This window comes from Peribacillus sp. R9-11 (genome assembly GCF_031345095.1).
In the GTDB taxonomy this organism is placed as follows: domain Bacteria; phylum Bacillota; class Bacilli; order Bacillales; family DSM-1321; genus Peribacillus; species Peribacillus butanolivorans.
The window spans coordinates 2,047,295-2,070,556 of record NZ_CP133763.1 but is presented as its reverse complement, the minus strand read 5'-3'; the positions used below and the strand labels follow the sequence as shown (position 1 = coordinate 2,070,556).

Annotated in this window: 21 protein-coding genes; 9 read left to right on the top strand and 12 right to left on the bottom strand. The window is 33.9% G+C overall.

What is annotated here, in order from left to right:
* Nucleotides 1-252: 252 nt before the first annotated feature.
* Nucleotides 253-1,152, bottom strand: a complete 900-nt coding sequence (locus RE409_RS10145) for a LysR family transcriptional regulator (protein ID WP_309558926.1) — start codon at nucleotides 1,150-1,152, stop codon at nucleotides 253-255.
* Between the two features lie 115 nt (nucleotides 1,153-1,267).
* On the opposite strand from RE409_RS10145, the gene hutG reads away from it, so the two are divergent.
* On the top strand, nucleotides 1,268-2,212 hold the full coding sequence (gene hutG / locus RE409_RS10140) for a formimidoylglutamase (protein ID WP_201224971.1): 945 nt from the start codon (nucleotides 1,268-1,270) through the stop codon (nucleotides 2,210-2,212).
* A gap of 1,095 nt (nucleotides 2,213-3,307) precedes the next feature.
* Nucleotides 3,308-3,619 (top strand): CotD family spore coat protein, encoded by a 312-nt coding sequence (locus RE409_RS10135; protein WP_201224972.1) that lies wholly within the window; start codon nucleotides 3,308-3,310, stop codon nucleotides 3,617-3,619.
* 452 nt (nucleotides 3,620-4,071) lie between these two features.
* Here RE409_RS10135 and RE409_RS10130 read toward each other — a convergent pair whose 3' ends face one another.
* The 3 genes from RE409_RS10130 to RE409_RS10120 form a co-directional block, all read right to left on the bottom strand.
* Nucleotides 4,072-4,218, bottom strand: a complete 147-nt coding sequence (locus RE409_RS10130) for an FbpB family small basic protein (protein ID WP_152952254.1) — start codon at nucleotides 4,216-4,218, stop codon at nucleotides 4,072-4,074.
* A 3-nt stretch (nucleotides 4,219-4,221) separates the two neighbouring features.
* On the bottom strand, nucleotides 4,222-4,377 hold the full coding sequence (locus RE409_RS10125; RefSeq protein ID WP_083450699.1) for a Fur-regulated basic protein FbpA: 156 nt from the start codon (nucleotides 4,375-4,377) through the stop codon (nucleotides 4,222-4,224).
* Between the two features lie 228 nt (nucleotides 4,378-4,605).
* The gene (locus RE409_RS10120; protein WP_201254502.1) at nucleotides 4,606-4,836 is read right to left on the bottom strand and encodes a flavodoxin domain-containing protein; all 231 of its coding nucleotides are present in this window, start codon (nucleotides 4,834-4,836) and stop codon (nucleotides 4,606-4,608) included.
* Nucleotides 4,837-5,403: 567 nt separating this feature from the next.
* Between RE409_RS10120 and RE409_RS10115 the strand changes: the two genes are divergently transcribed.
* A complete protein-coding gene (locus RE409_RS10115) occupies nucleotides 5,404-6,429 on the top strand; it encodes a serine hydrolase domain-containing protein (protein WP_201183346.1) in 1,026 nt (341 codons plus the stop codon).
* 421 nt (nucleotides 6,430-6,850) lie between these two features.
* On the opposite strand, the gene RE409_RS10110 is transcribed toward RE409_RS10115, so the two are convergent.
* From RE409_RS10110 to RE409_RS10100, 3 genes are all read right to left on the bottom strand, one after another.
* A complete protein-coding gene (locus RE409_RS10110) occupies nucleotides 6,851-7,453 on the bottom strand; it encodes a nitroreductase family protein (protein WP_309558924.1) in 603 nt (200 codons plus the stop codon).
* 73 nt (nucleotides 7,454-7,526) lie between these two features.
* Complete coding sequence (locus tag RE409_RS10105; protein ID WP_201224974.1) at nucleotides 7,527-8,177, bottom strand: DsbA family oxidoreductase; 651 nt, start codon at nucleotides 8,175-8,177, stop codon at nucleotides 7,527-7,529.
* Nucleotides 8,178-8,635: 458 nt separating this feature from the next.
* Nucleotides 8,636-11,671, bottom strand: coding sequence for an efflux RND transporter permease subunit (locus RE409_RS10100; protein ID WP_309558923.1), 3,036 nt, complete (start codon nucleotides 11,669-11,671; stop codon nucleotides 8,636-8,638).
* Between the two features lie 771 nt (nucleotides 11,672-12,442).
* Here RE409_RS10100 and RE409_RS10095 point away from each other — a divergent pair.
* Together RE409_RS10095 and RE409_RS10090 are read left to right on the top strand one after the other, a co-directional pair.
* Nucleotides 12,443-12,841 (top strand): hypothetical protein, encoded by a 399-nt coding sequence (locus tag RE409_RS10095; RefSeq protein WP_201224976.1) that lies wholly within the window; start codon nucleotides 12,443-12,445, stop codon nucleotides 12,839-12,841.
* A gap of 21 nt (nucleotides 12,842-12,862) precedes the next feature.
* Complete coding sequence (locus RE409_RS10090) at nucleotides 12,863-13,432, top strand: hypothetical protein (protein WP_309558922.1); 570 nt, start codon at nucleotides 12,863-12,865, stop codon at nucleotides 13,430-13,432.
* Between the two features lie 668 nt (nucleotides 13,433-14,100).
* Here the strand turns inward: RE409_RS10090 and RE409_RS10080 are convergent.
* From RE409_RS10080 to RE409_RS10060, 5 genes are all read right to left on the bottom strand, one after another.
* The gene (locus RE409_RS10080; protein WP_201181267.1) at nucleotides 14,101-14,535 is read right to left on the bottom strand and encodes a protein-tyrosine phosphatase family protein; all 435 of its coding nucleotides are present in this window, start codon (nucleotides 14,533-14,535) and stop codon (nucleotides 14,101-14,103) included.
* 1,070 nt (nucleotides 14,536-15,605) lie between these two features.
* A complete protein-coding gene (locus tag RE409_RS10075) occupies nucleotides 15,606-16,028 on the bottom strand; it encodes a hypothetical protein (RefSeq protein ID WP_201224978.1) in 423 nt (140 codons plus the stop codon).
* Nucleotides 16,029-16,443: 415 nt separating this feature from the next.
* Nucleotides 16,444-16,788, bottom strand: coding sequence for a hypothetical protein (locus RE409_RS10070; protein WP_053345474.1), 345 nt, complete (start codon nucleotides 16,786-16,788; stop codon nucleotides 16,444-16,446).
* A gap of 189 nt (nucleotides 16,789-16,977) precedes the next feature.
* Nucleotides 16,978-17,184 (bottom strand): hypothetical protein, encoded by a 207-nt coding sequence (locus tag RE409_RS10065; RefSeq protein WP_053345473.1) that lies wholly within the window; start codon nucleotides 17,182-17,184, stop codon nucleotides 16,978-16,980.
* Nucleotides 17,185-17,777: 593 nt separating this feature from the next.
* Complete coding sequence (locus RE409_RS10060; RefSeq protein ID WP_201224979.1) at nucleotides 17,778-18,083, bottom strand: hypothetical protein; 306 nt, start codon at nucleotides 18,081-18,083, stop codon at nucleotides 17,778-17,780.
* Between the two features lie 1,506 nt (nucleotides 18,084-19,589).
* Here RE409_RS10060 and RE409_RS10055 point away from each other — a divergent pair.
* The 4 genes from RE409_RS10055 (at nucleotide 19,590) to RE409_RS10040 (ending at nucleotide 23,211) form a co-directional block, all read left to right on the top strand.
* Complete coding sequence (locus tag RE409_RS10055; RefSeq protein WP_201180978.1) at nucleotides 19,590-20,948, top strand: IS1182 family transposase; 1,359 nt, start codon at nucleotides 19,590-19,592, stop codon at nucleotides 20,946-20,948.
* Nucleotides 20,949-21,769: 821 nt separating this feature from the next.
* Nucleotides 21,770-22,144 carry an S-Ena type endospore appendage gene (locus RE409_RS10050; RefSeq protein WP_309558920.1) on the top strand — a complete coding sequence of 125 codons (375 nt, stop codon included), beginning with the start codon at nucleotides 21,770-21,772 and terminating at the stop codon, nucleotides 22,142-22,144.
* A 211-nt stretch (nucleotides 22,145-22,355) separates the two neighbouring features.
* Nucleotides 22,356-22,694, top strand: a complete 339-nt coding sequence (locus RE409_RS10045) for an S-Ena type endospore appendage (RefSeq protein WP_201181274.1) — start codon at nucleotides 22,356-22,358, stop codon at nucleotides 22,692-22,694.
* 181 nt (nucleotides 22,695-22,875) lie between these two features.
* Complete coding sequence (locus RE409_RS10040) at nucleotides 22,876-23,211, top strand: S-Ena type endospore appendage (RefSeq protein ID WP_201181276.1); 336 nt, start codon at nucleotides 22,876-22,878, stop codon at nucleotides 23,209-23,211.
* Nucleotides 23,212-23,262: the final 51 nt, after the last annotated feature.

The following is a 23,262-nucleotide window of genomic DNA, read 5'->3' as shown; positions in this document are numbered from 1 at the left end:
AATTTTGGGCTGTTAGAGACAACATACGAAAAATCCCAGTTACCCCCTTCGGATTATTGTTTCGTGATATAAAGAAACATGAAAAAACTGGTGTTTTTCAAGATCACTGGGGATAATAATCATACTTTTCAGGAATAACATTTTACAAACGAGATACTTCTATAGGTGCTTAATCCTCCACCCCTATTATGTGAACTTCATATGGGACCCTCGGATTATAGCTTTCTTACGACAAAAAAGCCCCAATAGGCTTTACTCTATTGGGACTTCGAGATTGTGAAAATCAAAAATATGTTTAATAAATAAGTTAACATGTGGAGCAACAAAACGATTCTTACTTGTAACTAGATACACAGTACGGTTAAAATATGAAGAATCCAAATATTCAAAATGCAATCTAGAATCATTTATACTTTCACAATATCGTTCAGGTAAGATACTGATGCCTAAGTCATTTGAAATTAGTTCACAAATTGTTTCAAAGCGTTCGACGGAAAATTGTACATCTAGAGAAAGATTTTCGGCCTCAAAGGCTTTGAAAATGTTATTCCTCGTTTCAAATCCATCTGAACATATAATAAAAGGGTATGGCTGAATATCCGATAATGAAATATTCGGTATCTTGAACAGTGCATGATTAACATTTGCAATTAAACATAATTTTTCAGAATATAATTTTTGTACATTTAATTCTTGGTGAGTAATTTCTTGATTTGTTAAAACAAGATGATTTTTATAATTTAGTAATGCGTTAATTACATTTTCTTTACTTAATATTTCGTCTAATTGATAATGAGTTATTGATTGATGTTTATTGTAATCTCTAATTACCTGAGATATCCAATGTTTTGTTGATTCAATAATTCCGATAGACAGCTGCTTATTTCCAACTTGTTGTATTTCTGCCGATTCTATTTCAAATTGTTGGAATTTTTTTAATATTTCAATTGCTCTTTGATAGAATAATTCTCCTGAATCTGATAGTCGAACAGAACGAGTAGACCGTTCAAGTAAAGGAAATCCAATATTATGTTCTAATTTTGTAATTGCATTGCTTAACGAGGGTTGAGAAAGGTGCAATTTTTTTGCTGCTTTTGAAAAACTCTTATTTTCTACTACAGAAATGAAATAAGTTAGTTGCCTAATATCCAAAAATGCACCCCACTTATAGTTTTTTTATATTAATATATTGAAAATACGTATTGGATATTATAAATAATAGCAGATATACTCTAATAAATAAATAATTTCTAGGGTGGGATAATAAATGTATGAAGTACCAAATATGGATTTATGGAAAGGCAGAACAGATAGTTTAATAGATAAAGATGAATTTAGAATTCATCAAATAGTTAGTGATCATTCAAGAACATCAACAAATGATTCATGCGGGATAATAGGATTCTCTTGTGATGAAGGCGTACGCAGGAATAAAGGAAGACTTGGAAGCAAAGAAGCTCCAAATGAAATACGTAAATCCTTATCTTCTTTATCTTGGCACGGCCAATCAACAGATAGTCTAGTTGATTTTGGAAATATCATTTGTGAAAATCAACAGTTAGAAGCAGCTCAAGCTGAATTAGGAAGTCACGTTGAGAAAATATTAACTAAAAATATGTTTCCTGTTATTTTGGGAGGCGGACATGAAACCTTTTATGGACATTATCTAGGAGTAAGGTCGCATGTTGGACCAAATGTTAAAATAGGGATCCTTAACATCGATGCTCATTTTGACTTACGTTCTTATGACCAAATGACTTCTTCTGGAACAATGTTTAAACAAATATTGGACAATGATAGTCAAGCAAGTTATTTACCTATTGGTATTCAACGTTATGGAAACACAAAAAAATTATTTAACACCGCTACCTCACTTAATTGTTCCTGGATTTATGAAGAAGAATTAGTAAATGAGATTTCCAATGAAAATGAAGAGAAAATTCAAAATTTTATAAATCAAAATGATTGTATTATATTAACACTTTGTATGGATGTTATAAACGCTTCTGAAGCACCAGGTGTTAGTGCACCTTCCTCATTTGGTCTCTCTGGAAAAATAGTTAGAGAATTAATTCGCAAAATTACTTCACATAAGAAAACTATTTCATTTGATATCTGTGAAGTAAATCCATCATTAGATTATGATAATCGCACGGTAAAACTAGCTGCTAACCTAATAAATGAAGTATTCATGTGCGTAGACAAGAAATAATAATATGACCATCGAGATCGAGATCAATCTCTGCTAAATATGGGCCTTCAAGTAAAGCGTTCTTAATCGTTCCTATAGTAGGTGCGTTTCTAATTTATGTTTTTGCTATGCCAATTATCAGTATAAATATATTTAAATGATAATTTTTTCATAATTTTTGTTTTTTAAGCTAAACAAACGATTCTAACCTCACTAGAAGTCGATCAATGACTTCCTGTGGGGTTTTTGATTAATGTAGAGTGACCACATCAACACGGATAGGGTAAAGCTTGCTAATGAAGACAGAGCTAATCACTCGCTCAAAGCCATTCCACAGCCTTTAGATTGCTCATGAAAAATTTAGGCAAGATGTATATTATCGCTTAAACCTGTAACAGTATTACTGCCTCTTTGGTTCCCTCCACAAATTAATCAAGAAATCGGTCACCTTAACCTACATACATTACCTAAAAATTAAAAGGGGCCAGGTGTCCATATCAGCATCTTGCTCTACATATTCGTAAACTTGTTTCGAAACTTAGTCTACTGTTTTAGTAGGGCACTATTCAAATTAAATGCTAGCCTAATAAATAGCTTTCCGTATGTCATTGCGCTTATAGGGGGATTAAACTTAAAAGACTAGATTTGATAATCCTACACAAATTCACCCTCTTATAATTACGTCTCTTCCATCGATAACCCCTTCCATTTTAGGCACATAATAAACAGATGTGGATGTACATGTTCTCTGTTTCTAGAACCAAAGATGCAAAACGGCTGCTTTTTGAAAAAGTATAGATGTTAGTTGGTCTATCGTGTTCATTGGAACCACCTTTGGATCACTACTTATACTGACAATAGATAGAATTTTCTTTTGCATTTCCCTTAGACCCCGATTAACTTTTGTAACTATTTCTTATCCGGAATAGTTATTTTTTATTATGCTTTAGCCGTACTGAGTAATATTACCAAGATGAAAATTATATATTTTTGATAATTTTCAAAGTTAACCTTTTCGATGTTATTGTTTTGAAATGAGGCATTTATACTAGTCCATTTATTATTGCATTTCATAAACTATCAATGACTTATAAAATAAGAATCGGAGGTTTTGAAATGTATAATAGAACATGGGCTAATGCACACAATGGTCAATGTCCACCACAATATTGTCCGTCACAAACTTTTCCTATTCAGCATAGTCCACCTCAAATTTCACCCACAAAACAATTTGTTAAAACCAATGTCACGAACACAGTAATACCTGTTGTTCATCCGACACATACTACAATCGTTAATAGACATGTGAAAAAGTATATACATCATTCTCCAAATAATGTATCTGTAGTGAATGAGTGTTACACTCAAAGGTTTGTTGGTGGAGTGCCACAACCTCCTTGTTGTCCGCGAAGACCATTCAGATATTAACTATATAAACCCCTATTTGGGGTTTTTTATTAGTTTTCTCATTCTTTTCTCACAGTTTTTATTCTCTATTCATCTTCAAATTTAACAACCACTTACACATTTTTATACTCTTTTAACTTTGTAATTCTTTTTACATATGCAAGGATGAAGTCACCCTTTGTGCTCGTAGGAGAGGAACGCTTTCTATAAAGAGATAGGCTTAAACAATGATTTTTTGATTTAACGACGTAACTGATACGTAGTTAAAAAAGATCCTAAACGACATACTCAGTTAGCCCTTAAATAATTTATAGAGGATTTTTTCCGGAGATTTATCGAGCAGTTGGTATATGTATTAGGATTCATGAAAAAATGCACGATAAGTAAAAGAACCGAAATCACATTTTGATTTCGGTTAATCATTTTTATAAACTGTTTAACTATTTATCAAACGATGTTTAAGTCATTGTCTATTATGATTGTACTTGATCTTTTTTTAACTCAACAATCGCTTTTTGATCTATTTTTGTAAAAATTCGTTCCAACTCACTTTTGTCATGCAACAAATGTTCGCGGTTTTCCTTGAGTAGTTCATTAAAAGATTTCCTTTTTCTAGACATTTTTTATTCACCTCTTAAGTGATTGAATTCTTTTTGGAGGACAACAATTGGAAGTTCATATAGTTGTTTATTATATTTTTTAAATATCCCAAATTTCAGAAGTTCTTGTATAAGCTGATCTTTTTTTACTTCTCCTTTTATACTTAATTGCGTATTCATCAAGCGGCCTCCTTTACAAATATGCAGACTTTTGGCATTTCGGGATGCTTAGCACCCGATTCCACGAGAGAAATCGCCATTTTTTCCTCTTGTTTCCCCATATAAAAGCATAAACTGCAAAATCTTCGCATTTCTTTATTTGATCATATGTAGAGCTTTCTTGATGAATTTTTAATATTTTCTCAAATACATGAAAACCATATTCCTTCATTTTATCGGAAAGAATAATTATTGCGGCGCAAGGTTTTGTTGGGTCAAGTCGCCGGCACCCAAAAATGCGACTTTTACTTCTTGAAAATCTACTTGTTCTATTTCTTCATAAAGTTCGTTTGCTTCATATGGCAAATCTTCTTTATTCCATGTATATAATCCAATAATGGCCAAATCAAAATCCTTTAAGGTATCTACTTCTACCGTATCCAATCTTTCCATATATACCTTACAGCCTGCAGCCTTCATTCTATAAACTTTATGATTACAGCCATTTTCTCGGTATTATCTGATAAACTTACGTAGCCAATGAATACCTTCATCTATATCACCAACCTAATTGAGAATCACTTTCAGTATACACTTAATATAAATGAAAATGATTCTCATTGTCAATTATTTATCTCCAAACTAATTCTATGCAGAAAGAACATCAAAACTGAAATAATATTTCTACAACAAAAAAAGGAAGACATAACACTCCATGATCTTCAAGGTTCTTTGCTAAAGTATCATCAATGGACAATAGGTTAACTACGATAACAACTAAAAATATGTCTGGCTTCAACTATCATGGTGCAACACAGACTCAACCACCTCAAGCAATCCTAGTAGATTTTCACTTGAACTTTTCAATAAACCCTCCTTTATTAGTATTAGTTAAATCGCTAGGATATCTCATTAATTTAGTAAATAATTCCATTCGATAAAAATAATGTGATAAAATTATTAGGAGTCCTGGAACAGTTAATTAAAATAGTAGCTAATAATTACTCAGTAAAAAAGATTGGTAAATCAGATATAGGATGTGTTTTTATGATAAATATAAATAAAGATATAGTAGATTTAACAAGTAAGATAGACTTTTCTGGTGTTATTTTAATAAATAATAAAAATAATTGCGTTTATGAGGCTGCCTTTGGTTTTTCTAACAGAGCTGATGAAATAAAAAATAAAATTAGCACTAAGTTTGGAATCGCTTCTGGGTGCAAATTGTTTACAGCGGTAGCGATTTGTCAGTTAGTAGAAAAAGGAGATATTGCTTTCGAAACAAGGCTTAAAGATTGTTTAGACCTTAATTTTCCAAATTTCGATGAAGATATAACGATCCACCACCTTCTAACACATAGTTCGGGGATACCTGATTATTTTGATGAAGCTGTAATGGAGAATTTTGAAGACCTTTGGAAAGATAAACCGATGTACCTACTAACAAGTTTATCTGATTTTTTACCTATGTTTCAAAATAATAAGATGATGTTTACTCCTGGAGAAAGGTTTCATTATAATAATGCTGGCTATATTCTATTAGGACTAATTATTGAGCAACAAACAGGTATAAGTTTTACTAAATATATAGAAACGAATCTTTTTACAAAGTGTGATATGCATGATTCTGGTTATTTCTCTTTAGATAGACTACCTAAAAATACCGCAATTGGTTATATAGATTTAGAGGACGCTGGAACATGGAAAACCAATAATTATGCCGTCCCAATTCAAGGTGGGGCAGATGGAGGAGCATTTATTACGGCTCCTGATATGATGAAGTTTTGGGAAGCTCTACTTAGCTATAAACTTTTAAATGAAGAGACAACCCATCTACTTTTGACCCCTCACATTTGTGAGGAGGACGAAGAATATTATGGATACGGGATTTGGATAAGTAAGAAGGATAATACAATTTGTAAATATCATGTCATGGGTTATGACCCAGGTGTCAGTTTTAACTCTTCTTATTATCCGCAGTCTGGAATTACAACGGTCATACCTTCAAATAAAGATGAGGGGCCATACGATATATCTCAGACAATTGAAACTAACTATATAAAATTTGGATAATAACTCTTATCAATGATAAGCACAGACCACCATCTAAAATTTAAATGGTGGTCTGTTTACTATTAATTTAATTATGAGATGCCTTTCTTCAGCTGATAGATCACCAGTTCTTAAAATTCCCTACTAATTTACTATCCAGCTTAGCAAATGCCGACAAAAAAAGAGCCAGTTTTTACTACGTTAAAAGTAAACAGGCTCTTTTTATTTAATGGTTGGAATGTTAAATTAAGAAACTTGATATTTTTAGACTGTAATAGCCTTTTGAACAACATGACTATCCACATATTGATTAAATTTCACTATTTTCTTATTTTGAAGTTCCTAAACATGTACCAAAATCTGCTTGATATGCTGACGTAGATTCTGTAAAGACTTCAAATTGTAAATTTGACATGTTTTTTCCTTCATATACTTGCTTGTATTAATAAAATTTCACAACATCTTCGAAAGGTAAGAAGGTTTTTTCTCCCGGTTGTTCATTCGGCTCACCAAATGGCATTTGGGCTACTAAACTCCATTTTCCTGGAATATCCCAAGTTTTCTTTACTTCTTCATCAATAATTGGATTATAGTGTTGTAAAGATGCCCCAATACCTTCTGCTGATAAAGACATCCATATTGCATACTGCAACATTGCACTTCCTTGATGGGACCAATATGGAAATTGTTCTTTATATGATGGTGCTTTATCTTGTATTTGCTCTATTGTTTCTTGGTTTTCAAAGAATAGAATTGTACCTACTCCATCACGAAATCCTTGTAATCGTTCTACAGTCGCTCCAAAGTTCTCTTCTGGAACACGAGAACGAAGTGTTTCTTTAACAATATCCCAAAACTTTTCATGCTCGTCATTCATCACTACCACTATACGTCCACTTTGCATATTAAATGAAGATGGTGCATGTATTGCGGTTTTTAATACTTCATTGATTCTTTCTTTCGTAATATTTTCGTTCTTTTTCACCTTTCGAATGGAACGACGATTGATGATTGCGTCTTTTAAATTTGTTTTAGTTACTGACATTTTGATTCCTCCAAATTATGTTTAATGTTAAAATTATATATTCATAGATTTTTTCTAATAGTTTAAACCGTTATTAGCAATTTCCCTTCATATCACATTGCAAGCCATCAAATTCATTTTGTTTATTTTTTTCTGCTTCGTTCTCAATGGCTTGTGCTAACCTTTCTTTGCTAGCTAGTCCTTGAATAACTTCATCACCAATAATAAACGTTGGAACAGCCATAATGTTAGCTTCTTCGTAAGCATGCTTTAGAGCTTCTTGATGCACTTCGCGATACTTACGTGACACTAACGCTTCTCTAAAAGCATCCTCAGGCAGTTCAACTTCACCTGCTAATTTTGTTAATACTTCAATATCTTCAATATTTTGTTCCTCTTGAAAAAATGCCGTAAACACTCTGCTGTGGAACTCATTCCCTTTTCCATGCTCCTTTGCAAACTGACACCCTTCAAAAGCCAAATGTGTATATGGATGTGGAGAAACACGTGGTAAACGCATATCGACTCCGAGCTTTTTCGCAGTAGGAAGAATATAAGAATCCCATGAATTCAATTTTTCAGGCTCTTGCCATGGATCAATTTTGGAATATGGACTCGGACGCAATTCAAATGGCATCCATTCTACTTCTACATCTTTTTCCTTTACGATTTCATCTAAAGGACCTTTTCCTAAAAAACAAAATGGACATATGAAATCAGAATAAGCTTTAATTTTTACATTCATATTATATTCCTCTCTTTTTATCAATAGTTTCCACTTGTAACTTAATTAGTTACAATAAAGGTAAAAAAATATGCTTTCTCTACAATATAGAATGCAATTGATTAACTACACATTCACTGTGCAGCATTATTTGATTTAGTAGTGATGTAACTACTTGTTCCATTGCTTCTTGCGGTTGTTTTATTTATCACCTCTGCTGTAACTATTTTAGTTACAGGTTGAACGGAAGTCAACTATTTTTTAAATAAAATTTAAAAAGCATGAGATGATCATATGTATTTTGATATATATCTACGCTGAATCTAAAGGACTACAGGAAAAACAGACAAAGAATCTAAAGGCCATCTTCCCTATTCTTTGACTGGCTCTTGTAACTGTAAGTTTTATATCCATTTTACAGAAAAAAAAGTTTGTAAAGAAAGCGTCGCTTTCTCTACAAACTTTTTTATTAAGCTTCCTTACATCTCCATGTGTTCGTTAACGGGTTCTCTCTTTTTCTTTCTCTGTTTTTTCGATTTTTTATAGTGTAGCAATTCGTATATACATGGAATGACGATAAGTGTGAGCAGTGTAGAAACAGCTAGCCCGCCAATGACAACGATGGCTAAGCTTTGTGAAACCAGACTTCCTGTTTCTGCCTTTTTATATAAAAGAGGCAGCATTGCACAAATGGTTGCTACAGCCGTCATAATAATCGGACGGAATCTTGTAGCCGTTGCTTCAATAATTGCATCACGAATAATCATTTTTTGTTCGTTTTGTTTGACTCGATCCAGAAGCACAATCGCGTTTGTCACCACAATTCCAATTAACATAAGCGCACCCAACAGTGCTGTAATATCCACTGGAATTCGACTGATAACCAATCCTAACACTGCTCCAATAGCAGCGAACGGCAATGAAAATAAAATCGCGACCGGTGCTTTAATTGATTTAAATGTTATAACCATGATTAGAAAGACAATGCCTATAGATATTAACATGGTAAGGAACAAATCAGTAAAATCATCAGTTTGCTGTGCGCTAGCTCCTCCAACATATATATCTACATCTTTCGGAATAGCAAGGCCTTTGTTCTCCTTGTCTCCAAAAATCTCAAGATTTATTTTGCTTGCAATATCAGAAAGCTTAGCCGGATCTACGGTTGCAGTTAATTGAAGATACGTTTCTCCGTCTTTATGGAACTGGGTAGTTGCACTCTCTTCACTCTTTAAAGAAGCAACTTTTGACACCGGGACTAAACCACCATCTGTCATAATAGGTATATTCTTTAAATCCTTTGGTTTTTTAGGATCTAAGATTGGTTCAAGGACTACAGGTGTCTGCTTATCCTCCAAGGTAATATTGCCGATTGGGGTTCTATTAAGCATGATACCAAGTTGTTGCCCTATTTGTTCTGTGTTGCCTTTAGCCGGATCTACCTTGAATGAATAAATGGTTTTCTTTTCGTCTTGGTTCGTTGTAACATCTTCAATTCCTTTAATATCTTGAATATTTTGTTTGATCTTATTGGCTGTCGATTCCAAATCTTCAACATTACTGCCAATCACGTCTATCGTAATGTTCGTCTTTGATGCCCCCATCATAAATGAAGAAGCGGTGGCAGTAAGCTTCGCATCAGGATAGTTTTCTTTTTGCTTTTCGATTTCCCCCAAGATTGTATCTATGTTTGCTTTATCCTTCACTAAGATACCAAAAGTCGCTTCTGTAGGTGATGTGACAGCGCCATATTGAGCCGCTTCGGCAGAGTTTCCTAATTGCATGAACACATTATCCACTTCACTCATATCTTGAATCGTTTCTTCGAGTTCAATCGCTTTTTCTTTTACTTTATCAAAGGGCTGATCATTTGGATAAGTTAACGTCACGGAGACATAGTCAGCTGAAGAATTATCAATTGCTCCTTTTGGCATAGCAAAATATGTGCCAATTGAACCGACAAACAACAGCAATGCAACAATCAAGACCATCCATTTATGGTTTAATGACCAAGTAACCAACTTAGTAAAACGCTTAGCTGGTCGATGTTTTGGCAACTTCGCTTTCTTCAGCAATCCTGCACTCATTAACGGAACAACAGTTAATGCTACAATTAAAGAAGCTAGCAAAGAATAAGTGACCGTTAAAGCAAAAGGCAGTAGAAATTCTTGAAGCCCTCCGTTCAATAAAGCTACTGGCAAGAAGACGGCTACAGTAGTAAGTGTTGAAGCTGTTATCGCCACTCCTACTTCTTTTGTTGCATCCATAACCAATTGGATTGAAATCTTCTCTTGTTGCATTTTCCGGAAAATATTTTCAATAACAACAATACTATCGTCCACCAAGCGACCAATCGCTACAGCGACACCGCCTAGCGTCAATATATTTAACGTCACTCCTGACAATGACAGCAAAAATAACGTGAAGCCAAGAGATAACGGTATGGATACGATTGTAATAAATGTAGACCGTACATTTCGTAAAAAGACCATAATCACAATAGTGGCGAATAGTGCACCAAGTAGCACTTCTTTAACCATCGTCTGAACAGAAGTCTCCACCATATCAGCTGTAGATAAATAGATAGTTGATTTCTGGTCAGGATACTTTTCATTAATTTCTTTTGATACTTTTTCAACTTCTTTACTGATTGTGACAGCATTTGATTGGCTGTCCTTAATAATGCTTATATCAATGCTTTCTTTTCCGTTAAAACGACTAATGAGGTTACCATTCTTCGCTTCGTCAACTTTTGCTATCTCTCCTAGCGTGACCTTTGAAGTGACCTTTAGCGCTTTTAATTTTTCAATACTCGTTAAATCACCGATAACCTTAATATTACTTGTCTTCCCATCAATCACCTTCTCGCCAACGGCTAGAGCTGTATTCTGACCGTTAAGGACGCTCATTACATCTTGAATGGAGACTTTCTTTTTAGCCAATTGTTTATTATCCACTTTAACTGAAAGAACAGATTGAGAAACTCCAAATGTCTGTACATCTGAAACTCCTTTAATATCTTTATATAGAGGCTCTAATTCTTTCTTAGCAAAGTCTAGATTTTCAGCTGTTAATCCTTCCTTAAAAGTCACAGCAATAAATGAAATAGGAATCATTGAGGTATTAAGCTGTGTAACAGTAGGCTTTGCAATATTTTGAGGCAATGTTACATTGTCTAAAGCCTCTTGAACATCAAGTTTTGCTTGTTTCATATCAGATCCCGATTCAAAGAATAGATCTACTTTTGAAAATCCATCTCCAGTAGTGGAGTATACTGAACTCTTTCCTTTTACTCCTGTAACAACCCTTTCTATCGGATCTGTAACTTGCGTTTCCATCGTTTTCGAATCAGTGCCCTGCCCCATTGTGACAATCGTAACTTGTGGATTATCAGCAGATGGTAAAAATTCCATAGGCAGTTTAAAATAACTAACAACTCCTATCAACAAAATAAAAATGGTTACTAATGAAACAGCTGCCTTGTTCTTAAACGACCACTTAGTAAAAAACTCCATGTAAATTCCACCCCAGATTGCATATTTTAGAAAATAATACCATTTTAAATAATACCATATATTACTAATGTAAGTGAGTAAAATTTTTAGTTTTGAAATAAAATTTATTTTAAATTAATGCTCCCTTAATAAACGAACATAGAAAAGAGCGTGTTTTGAAAAATGATTGTTCAAAACCTGCTCTTATAATATTTAATCGAATATTCTTTAATAAAAAAGATTGATAATTTTCGTGTTCCTTATTTAATTACGCTACCCGTTAACTGAATAAGAATTGTCTCAAAAACTACTTTTTTCCCAATGTTCTTTAGCTTCGTTCAAATGAATTAATACTTCATTTGCCACCTATCGTATACATCCAATATTCATTATTTTCTTAAATGTATCTAAACCAGTGCCCAATATTATTTATTTATCGCATCAACGAACATACCCCATTGAATTTGCATTAGCTAACTGATGAAAACCAAGTTCTTACCCAATTCGGGCCAACGGTATCAATAGGAGCAGTTATCCGAATACTTTGTCGCGATTCCTTGAAAACTCCCCATCCATGTTTCAAACAGTGATGAAAGGTATTAACATGCTGTAGGGGGAAAATCCCCATTTTTACAGGGGAACATTAGCATAAATAGCCCTCACAAATGAGAAGAGTTTTTATCATTATTTTATACAAATGAACCCTTATTTTTATTTGAACCATTTTATTTCCATCGCATACATTATCAAAGATAAAAGCCCAATGTGTTTTGGTTATCAGGAGGAAATTATATGAGAAGAAATTTAAAGAAATACGGGCAAACTCTACAATTGGTGGGAGGAAATTTAGTTTATATCTCTAATATGGTACATCCTACTTATATTGATGGAATAATTTCTGATTATGACCAGTACTGTATAGATTTAAAAAATGCGATTAGTGTAGGACAGTGTAGTGTCCAATCTCTAGAGACTATTGTTCCCCCATATATTTTGGATGGGGAACATGGGTTATTAATAAAATCATTCAAGGAAATTTTAGATTGTTTGAATAATTTATTATGGAGAATTGATAATGAAACCCTAACAGAATTGAATGAAGACGATATACAAAATGCAATTTCCAAATTAAAAGACATCGAACAAGAGCTAAATGTGGCAACATTGAGCTTATTTAAAAAAATAAAGTAACAGCCAAGAAGGTGAGAAGTTTTGAACCAGTGGAAACCCGAAGAAGATCATATTTTAAATTCCTTACCTACTAATATTGGAGATAAGATTGATTTATTTGGTTCATTGATTGTTAACATAGGAAACATTCTTACTGTTCTTGGAATTGCAGTTGAAGCTCAAGAGGTAGAAGAAATTGAAGAAGTAGAGGGTTTAGAAAACCCCGATACATCAAGAGCAGGAACAGGTTCAGGAACAAGTTCAAGAAAAGGAAAAGGAAAAGGAAAAGGTTCAGGTTCAGGTTCAGATTCAGATTCAGGTTCTGGTTCAGAATCAAATGTAGGCTTTGCATTAGCTTTAATAGGTGCCATTATAATTACAATTGGTGACTTAGTTTCATCAAGTGGTGTCGCGATTGAAATAGAACAATCCGCTATATTAGAAAAAAAAGAAGAACAAGAAGCAAAGGAACAAAGTAGGAAAATGAGGAAAATGGAAAATCAAATCACCTCATTGCAAAAGGATGTGAACTCATTACTCCAAGTTTCCGAATCCCTAAAAAGAGAAGTGATTTTCTTACAAAACGTCATCTATCCTAATTATCACCAATAACAATCATTTTGTGTTCAACAAAACGTGATAATATAAATAGCTATCAGTTTGTAGGAAATTTATAATGAATATTCGACATAATGGGCAGTTCCCTTTGTATATAGCAATTATATTTCGTCCCTAAAAAACCTTTATATATTTAATAAATTATTATACTCCTTTCATAAGGAGTTTTTGCTATTTAGCTCTTTTTCTCTAATGAAAAAATGCTGAATTTCATCAAATACACACACGAACAAACGTTCTTTTATGAATAAAGAAAATCCCATCCCTATATTTTATTCAACTTTTATGAAAGATCTTTAGTTTTCATTTGCAATTGCCTGATTGATATACAAAACGCTATAAAAAAGCATGGGAAATCAACAGTAAATAAGGCAGCTTCAGTGTGAAAAAAGCTGCATCTAAAGATTTATCTAAATTAAGATTCACAAGTGTAGTTGTTTTAAAGACCGGACATTTCAACTTTCACTGGTTGAATAATAATGGCATTAGCAATCTGCAGCATATTTTTTCTCCTCATTGCTATCTGGCGGATAATACCAAGAGCTTCTAGTTTTTTATCATACAAGTTCCAAAAACGACTAAATGATCGAGCTCCGATTGAATATAGTCTTTTTTTATAACTGTCTATTTGACAGTGATAAGTACATACATGGGTCTTTTTCTTACAGGTTTAAATAATTTTCATACTGAGTTAGCAATTGCAGATAGTTTTCAGTGGGTTTTATATCAGGTTTTTTTTGTTTAACCAAGTAAAGGGCCTCTTCTCGATTTAATCTATATTTTTGCATATAAAATGCAGTAATGATAAAGCCCAATCGTTGTATTCCTAAAGTATCGTGAATTAATATTCGATAGCCCTGGTCAAACAATTGATTAAGCTGTTTGATCAAGTTATCGACCAATTCTAAACTAGGAGTTACCCATATAGTAATAGGAACCCATATCATTATTCTTCTTGAAAAATCAAATGGAGGACGATCAGGTTTCGTACGTAGGTTCACGATGACTGATATATTTCTCTGAACAAAACCCCAATCATCGGAAGAAATTCGTCCTCCAATGTACAATCGTCCTGGTATCATCTCCACAAAACCCATTTACATGGCCACCTACTCCATATTTTTAACTAATGCATATTATGATGGAATACAATTTAGTATTCTTAAAAAATCACCCTCGACTTTAGAGAACGAGAAGACCTAAGCTTTGTTTATTTAGTAGAGGGAAAGTCTTCTAGTGTAGTTCTTTTAAGTGGTAATTCCCTCCATATTTTGATACCTCCATGAATAATAGTCATGCAAATTCGTATATTTTTATGATCATATTGCCATTGATTTTTTATACTGAATTTAAAAGAATGAAGGAATATATGAATCAAAATATTTATTAAACAAATGGGAGATAAAAGAAGAAAATTTCTTTACCATCTCGGGAGATAGACATACGTGGATTGTATAGAAAAAATAAAATTAAACCAGAAATAACTTTTATAAGACATCGAAGCGAATAAAACAACTGTAATCTTTAGGTCTTTCATAGAAATGATTAATTACCTCTACGAACACATTGAAGATGATATTGATGTATGTGAATTTGAATATGAGATATCTGCTAAACGCGCTAAAGAGTTATTGAAAACCTGCTATAAAGGAAAAAGCCGATATTAGATACTTGTAAAAATTCAAATAGAAAAGAAGATTTTTGATCTTTAGAGGATACTCTGAAGTGGAAATTGAAGAGCTTTAAGAATTATTACGGGTTACAAAACATTAACCACCCTTCACAATCCCGAAAAAATAAAAAGGGAATAGTAGCAGCCATACCCAATTAGTATGGCTGCTTATAAATGAAATCGGGATGTATGAGCTGTGAACTGCTTGTGAATCTCATTTCACATTGGATTAATTGTTGCTAAGAAGACTTCTAGTGTACTTGGTTTAATCCATTGACTATTTCGAAATCCCCTTTGAATTTAGAGCTTTTGCAATCTCGATTTTTCCTTAGCCTAGTACTTACAAAGCACCTTGTAATTCTAAGTGGTTCCTAGAAAAGTTTGTGAAAACATAGACTAAATCATCCTACATCTTTTTACCTTCCCTTACTTAGGGAGCAGTTTTATTTAGTTATAATTGCACTTGCTTCTAAAAGGTATAAGTATAACTTAAGTTTAAACCTCTCTGGATAGATATATTGCCTCAACCTCTTTTTCAGTAAGATTGAATTTTACAGAAGCTTTTTTAATGGATTCTTCCATGCTTTCAATCTCTCCAAAGGTATTTCTAACAAAATCATAGATCATTAATTGGACCTTTTCTCTTTTAGCGTCTATATTAACTTTATTTGGATGTAAATCTGGTGTAAGTTGTACAGCTCTACCATTAATAGCCTCTATAACTTCACCAACTATTTTCCATCGATATTTCATTGTTAAATGTGCTACTTTTACGTAATAACCTATTTCATCCTTATTTACTACCCAATCACCATTAGGATGTTTTTGTTTTAAAAATTGGGTTACACTAACACCTGTACTTGTTTTGTGATTTTTTAGTGTTTCCAATGTAAAAATTGATAATTGACTACTATCCATTTTATCAACTCCCTTTGTCCTATAAATTCGGCACAAGGAGATAATTTCCTGCAAATGAAAAGCACCCATTATTATGCTTTCGAATTATCATTTTAAAAAGTCTCTCATTTCTCTAGCCATAATTTTAAATTTATTAAATATTCTCTTCTAGACTTGCATCCTTTTAACGTAGGTATAGCCTAGCCCAAACCGACACCAAGTTTGATTATTACTGATTCACGCAACATTAATAATTTATTAAGTTTGGTCGTCCTCCTCGTTTTTTTCAAGATCATTTAATATTACATAAATAAGTTTCAATGTATTCGTGTCATCAACTCCTGTCGCCTACTCAATTTGACAAAAGAGATAATCCCCTTTTATTAAAAAAGGCAAAAGCACCCAATGAAATGAGTGCTTTGAACTAAAATGATTACTATTCATTTAGGTATGTTTTGAGTTTCTCTTTATCAGAAACATGAATCCAAGGTAAATCAAGATTATCATCATTAATACCAGGCGTGATAACACGAGTATATAAAAGGTCATAAATACAATCATTAATTAAAAGGGTATCTTCATCTGATATTCTTTCTCTATTGGTTATAGTACCGCCACCTGAATGTTCAGTTACCCCAAATATTAAGCCTTGTTGTTTTAAAGAACTCCTAATCACTTCTCTAATAGCCTCTAGACTAGTTAACGGGAATACATCAAGGTGTTTAACAATCATTCTTAAAATATCCTCTTTAGTTAAAACCAGTTCACTATTTTGTCGCAATTATCCCACCCCCTCTCGTCATATTCTCCAAACGACAGGTTATTTCCTTCTTTATCCATAAAAAGACGACTCTCTCTTCATGAGTGCCGTCCCTTTGCTTATTATAAATTTTCTATGCCTTAATCAAACAACATTTCGACTAAAGGAGATAATTTCCTGCAAGTAAAAAACACCATCGCAAGGATGCTCCTACATTGGTTCAAAGCTTTTCATTTTAAATTCATTTACAGGCCGATTAATCGACTTTCCTAACTTTATATTAAGTTCTTGGTAATCCTTAGTATCATCAGGATCAATATCTTCTCTGACGTTTAGTATCTCGTATCGGTCATATTTCTCGGGAGTAAGACCTCCGTCAACATGAATAAAAAGCCTATATTTAACTCTCAGATTCATTTTTACCATCTCCTTTATCTAACAGTTCGATATTAGGAGATAATTTCCTGCTTATTTCCTCCTGACAGCTCTATCAAATTACTGATCAGCATTATAAATAGCTATATCTCTCGTAAGATCACTAGTCTAATTAGTCGGTATGGATACGAAGAAATACATAATTATTTTAATCCTAGATTGAGAAATAGATGTGAGGAGTTATTAAAATTTTATTTAGGTGATAGAACATGAACATTAATATTGAGGTCAACTTACACGCAAAGGGAAATATTTTTTACAGAGTGGAGTTTTCCAGTCGTCGGTTCACACTACAAGAATGATCCAGATTGTACAGCTGCAATTACCGCCTACGAATGGATTCAGCAGATTCAAAGTGAATACGGATCTAGTTAGGATTTCAGGAAAAAAAGTGTTTTTAACGGAGATAATAATATTACGGAGTTAGTTAAGAAGGTTACACCTATAATTCAGGATGATTTACCTTTTTAAATAAAAATAAGCCCTTCTTAAAAGATAAGGGCTTTAAAATAAGAAGTATCTGTACAATTTCATATAGGCGCTCTCAAAGTTTCTATTAGCCACTAACTTCTTTTTCAATAAGGGTAGTATGAATATGGGGCTGGGTATGGAGCATATCCTGGATATCCATAATCATATCCATAATAGCCATCATATCCACCACCATAATAGGGCCCTGCAAGCAACGCTCCTGCAGCAAGACCTCCTAGAAAAGGAAATCCAAAACCAAATGGTCTCCCAAATCCAAATGGCCTCCCAAATCCAAATGGTCTCCCAAAACCAAATGGTCTCCCAAAACCTCCAAAGTGACCCCCACCACCAAAACCAATTCTTCTTAAATCAATTGCATTTATATCTTCGTTTTTTATTAAATCATACATTTTTAGTAAATCCCCCTCAATTCTTTATTTGATTTAGATTATGTAAAGATAAGGAAGATGTTTAGGTTCATTACCTAGAAATATGTACATTCGTGGAGTTTTTACTTCTTGTTACGAACTAATACCCCCTCTCGAATATGAGAGGTCCTGTTAGTTTTTAATGAGTAATTATTTTAACCCTTGATTGAGAAATAGATGTGAGGAGTTATTTGAATTTTATTTAGGTGATAGAACATGATCATTAATTGAGGTCAACTTACAGGCAAAGAGAAATAACTTTTTACAGTGTGTTATAGTTTTCCAGTCGTCGGTTCACACTTAAGCAAATATGTTTGAGTGAATGGAGAATCTTTATTAGGTAAATTGTGAAATCGGGGTTTTTTCAATGGCTAGAGGATTTTGGACAGACAAGTTTATCTATGCCTTGTATCACCCTCTAAATTTTTACTTTTAATCTCAATTTCTATTTTTTTAATGCGAATCCATATTTTTATGCTTATCAAAAAAATAAATCAAACTAACAATAATCACCATAATAATTGAATAAAGAACAGCCTTTATAAAAGTGAATGAAGTCTAAAATAAAATAGGAAACCATTAATAAAACAACAAATAATAATAATATGTGCTTCATCATCTCATCACCTCATTTTTAACAAATTAGTATTTTTAGAAAAACGGTTCCACGATAGTGGACTTCTTATATCAGTTCTTAACCTGCCCCCCAGATTTTTTTAAAGATTTAGTAATTATCCCCACTTTTCCGATCTCATAATTCCCCATAATATTAGAGGTCTCTTTCAAAACTTCTATGCTATTACTATATTAGGGGTAAACCAAAAATTAGCCAAACACTTACTCAAGTAATTCAACATCATCATATGCATCAAAATCAATAAAAACTAACCTTGAATCATTTACACCACCATGATTTAAATCTAGTACTTTGCATAGATGGTGGTAGCTTCATGCCAAAGTCTATTTTATTTAATGCATTCAGTCGTATATTAAAAAAATCTGAGTTGCCTTCTCTGCCTATCCTTACGTCATACACATACGGTGCCCCTACTTAAAGCTGGAGCAGATATGAAATATATTCAGGAAAGATTAGGTTATGGCAGCCTTGCTATAACTTCTGATGTTAACGCACATATAAGCAAAAAGATAGAAAAGACAAACATGGACAAGTTTGAAAAATACATCAATAGAATAATTGATGTATCAGACTGTAGACAAACTCGATGAAAATCGAGTTTGTCTACAGTTTTTTTGAGGGGTTGTAAAAATTCGACGTTGATTTCCACTCCAGGCACTCGCTTTCCGCGGGCGGTCAGGGAGCCTCCTCGGCGCCTTTGCGCCTGTGGGGTCTCCCTTGGACACGCATTTCCCGCAGGAGTCTCGCACCTTCCGTTCCAATCAACTTTGTTTTAACAATTAGATATAACCACTTTTGCCTACAGTCCTTTTTGTTTTAATATAGAAGTATTAAAACTTGAGGTGATGACGATGCTTTCGAAACATAATTCTATTCAGCGAGATCAACTTGAAATGATTACTTTGGATCAACTGGTGCCAGCGAACCATTTGGTTCGTAAAATTGAGGGGGCCATTGACTTCACTTTCATTTATGACTTGGTGAAAGATATGTATTCAGAGATAGGGCGCCCAAGTATTGATCCAGTTATTTTAGTTAAATTGACATTCATTCAATATACCTTCGGTATTCGTTCGATGCGTAAAACGATTGAAGAAGTTGAAACGAATATGGCTTACCGTTGGTTTTTAGGTTACGGTTTCCATGATAAAGTACCTCACTTCTCAACGTTCGGGAAAAATTATGAGCGTCGCTTTAAAGATACAGACCTGTTTGAACGGATTTTTTATCGTATCTTAATGACAGCTTCAGAAAGAAAGTTAATAAGTGCAGAGCACGTATTCGTTGATTCAACACATGTGAAAGCCAGTGCGAATAAGCGAAAATTCGAAAAGAAAATCGTTCGTAAGGAAACACGAGCATATCAAGGACGCCTTCAAGAAGAAATAAATCAAGATCGTGAAAACAATGGAAAGAAGCCTTTTCCACCGGATAAATTTGATAAAGAAGAAACCAAAGAAATTAAAGAAAGTACAACTGACCCTGAGAGTGGCTACTATGTAAAAGATGAACGAACAAAACAGTTTGCCTATTCATTTCATGCGGCTGCGGACCGCAACGGTTTTGTGCTGGGGACGATTGTAACACCGGGAAATACGCATGATAGTCATATCTTAGAGCCTCTTGTTGAACAAGTGATTGAGAAAGTTGGAAAACCTGAAGCTGTTGCCGCAGATGCAGCTTACAAAACACCAGCCATTACAAGCTACCTTTTTGGGAAAGAAATCACACCAGCTTTACCCTATACACGTCCACGAACAAAAGAAGGGTTCTTTCGCAAGCATGACTATGTTTACGATGAACATTTTGATTGTTATCTCTGCCCATCGGGCGAGATTTTAAAGTACTCAACAACAAATAAAGAGGGCTATCGCGAGTACAAATCACCCAAACACACTTGTGCGACATGCTCATTTTTATCACAGTGTACAGTAAGCAAAGACCATCAAAAAGTGGTGACACGCCATATCTGGCAAAATTATATGGAAGAAGCAGATCATCTGCGTCATCACAAGGATGTAAAACCTATATATGCGAAACGTAAAGAAACAATAGAGCGTGTATTCGCAGATGCAAAAGAAAAGCATGGTATGCGTTGGACTACTTTAAGGGGACTTAAAAAATTGTCGATGCAGGCGATGCTTACTTTCGCTGCCATGAATTTAAAGAAGATAGCCAATTGGACATGGCAAGGTCCAAGAATGGCTTAATAAAGTGGGCTCGTAGAGGCCCAATCTCTTATTCTTGAGCAAAATTCAAAGGGAATTTCAAAAGGGGTCCGGAATTAAAACATTCCGAACCCCTTTTGTCTACAAACTGATACATCAATAGAATAATTGATGTATTTTTTTTGCTCACGTTGGTGGGCAATCGATGGGCAATTATCTATTTAATATATTTCCGGAAAATCTGCCCACAAAATAAAAAAACCTGACACGAAAGGCGCCAAGGGTTTTAGTTATTAATAAGTTGACATATATTGTTCGCGTTCTCATGGGTGAACTTGTGTGCGGAACATATCTTCGCCTTTCTTACTTTTTCAGAATGATACATATATGCTTATTTAATAAGGTTTTAGATAGATTGTATACAAATTCCCATTAAGTTTTTTCACCTTTTAATTTTTATTATGTGGTCAGATGGTTGTCAATTATATTTCGGATCACCTAATGTTTTTTATGGGTTCACCTATAGGTCTTCATGATTTGTTTTTATAAATTCAGCAACCTCCATTTTTGAAGCAAATCACTTAATCCAATAGCAAACATTTTAAATGAAGTAACGTGATTCCCATAAATACGCCAAAAGTAGTCCCATTTTTAATCATAAAACCATTGTTCGAGCTATAAGTACAGGCAACTTGTCCAGTATGTTAATAGAAATATAGTAACTTGAATTAGGAGGTGCTAGTAATTTGAGTGAACAAAAAAAATGTTCAGATTGCAAGCACAGTAAATGCAGATGCAAGCATAAAAAATGTAGAGTTTGTGGGCACAAAAAATGCAAATCCAAAGTCGAGAAAAAAATCAAAGTGAAAGTAAATGTACCTACAGAAATGTCAGTACCAATTGTATGCAATAGCACATGTGGTAATCTGTTATTGACCGAGCAGGTTCCGAGTCTAGAAATTTGGAAAGCGAGAATTGCGATGGACGCTACCGTAACAATCTCTGTATTCAATAGCGCTATGAGCACTGAATCGGTTCAGGTTCTCGTGATTCGAAATGATGGAAGCCCAGTTGAATTCTCCGTTCCTTCTGGCAATACGCTTTCAGCAACAGTAGATGCTGCCGAATCGATTATCGTATTTAGGATAGACACAGGGAGAACTGAGGGGAAATATTTTTTGGAAGTATGCTTTCCTGTTATTTGTGATGACCAACGTAAACATAAAAAAGATAAATAAGACCTCAAGGGGTTCTATTCTATTCTTTATCCTTCCCCTGTATTCCTCATTTTTAAGGGAAATTGCCTTCCACCTTTTCTAGTTCTTTTAATGAAATAAAAATAATTCAGCAAATGTTACACTCATGTCAGTTGCAAGATTGCAAAATTTACATTCTATAATACTGAATGGCTAATACAAGCTGTTTAATAGTAAATAGGAGGAATTCATAATGTGTGGTTCAAATGGAATTAACGGAGGTTGCTGCCCTCCTGCACAGGTGTTTCAAGAAAAAATTTGTGGTAATTTTAACGGACCTTTAGCAGGTGTTGAAATATGGTCTGCTCCAGCAGGCGCTTATTCTTCAGGAACTTTTGAAATTTTCAACTCAGCTTCTAGTACGGCTACAGTAACGGCTACGGGGACATCAACTCCAGCAATAGCTTTAAGTGCTGCTCCAGGAAATACTGACTCACAATCAGTTAATCAACCTACTAGTTTTACTATTACAGCAGGTGCTGGAGATAGTGGGTCATATTGTATCAATTTGTATAAGCGTGTTCTAGCGTAATAAAGATATAAAGGAATACCTTTTTCTAAGTTATTACTCTATATCTTTTAAAACGGACAAGATATATAAGAAATTTCTATAAATCTTTCATACTCTATTACAGGAATGAAGATTAAGTATCGCACAGATAAAACGTATCTGGAAAAAATTTTTCGAAAGGAGAAATATACAATGTGTTTTAGTGACTCTTGTTGTCCTCCTGCTCAGATATCAAGAAAGCATTTGTGGTAATTTTAATGGTCCAACAATTGGAGTAGTAGATGAGACGGTATTTACTGCTCCCGTTGGTGCTTACATTGAAGGGACTTTTGAGATTTTTAATTCTGCTGCAAGCGTTTCAACTGTAACAGGTACAGTCAATTCATCAACAGCTCCTGTTACAACTACGATCGGGCCAGTACCACCAGGAAATACGATTGGTAAAACTGTACAAAATCCGATTTCTTTTGTTATTCAAATGCCCGCAGGAACAAGTGGGACATACAGTCTGACGCTATACAAGTGTATTCTAGCTTAAAACACTTTAAGTGCTGCCCCAGGAAATTCAGACTCATAATCAGTTAATCAA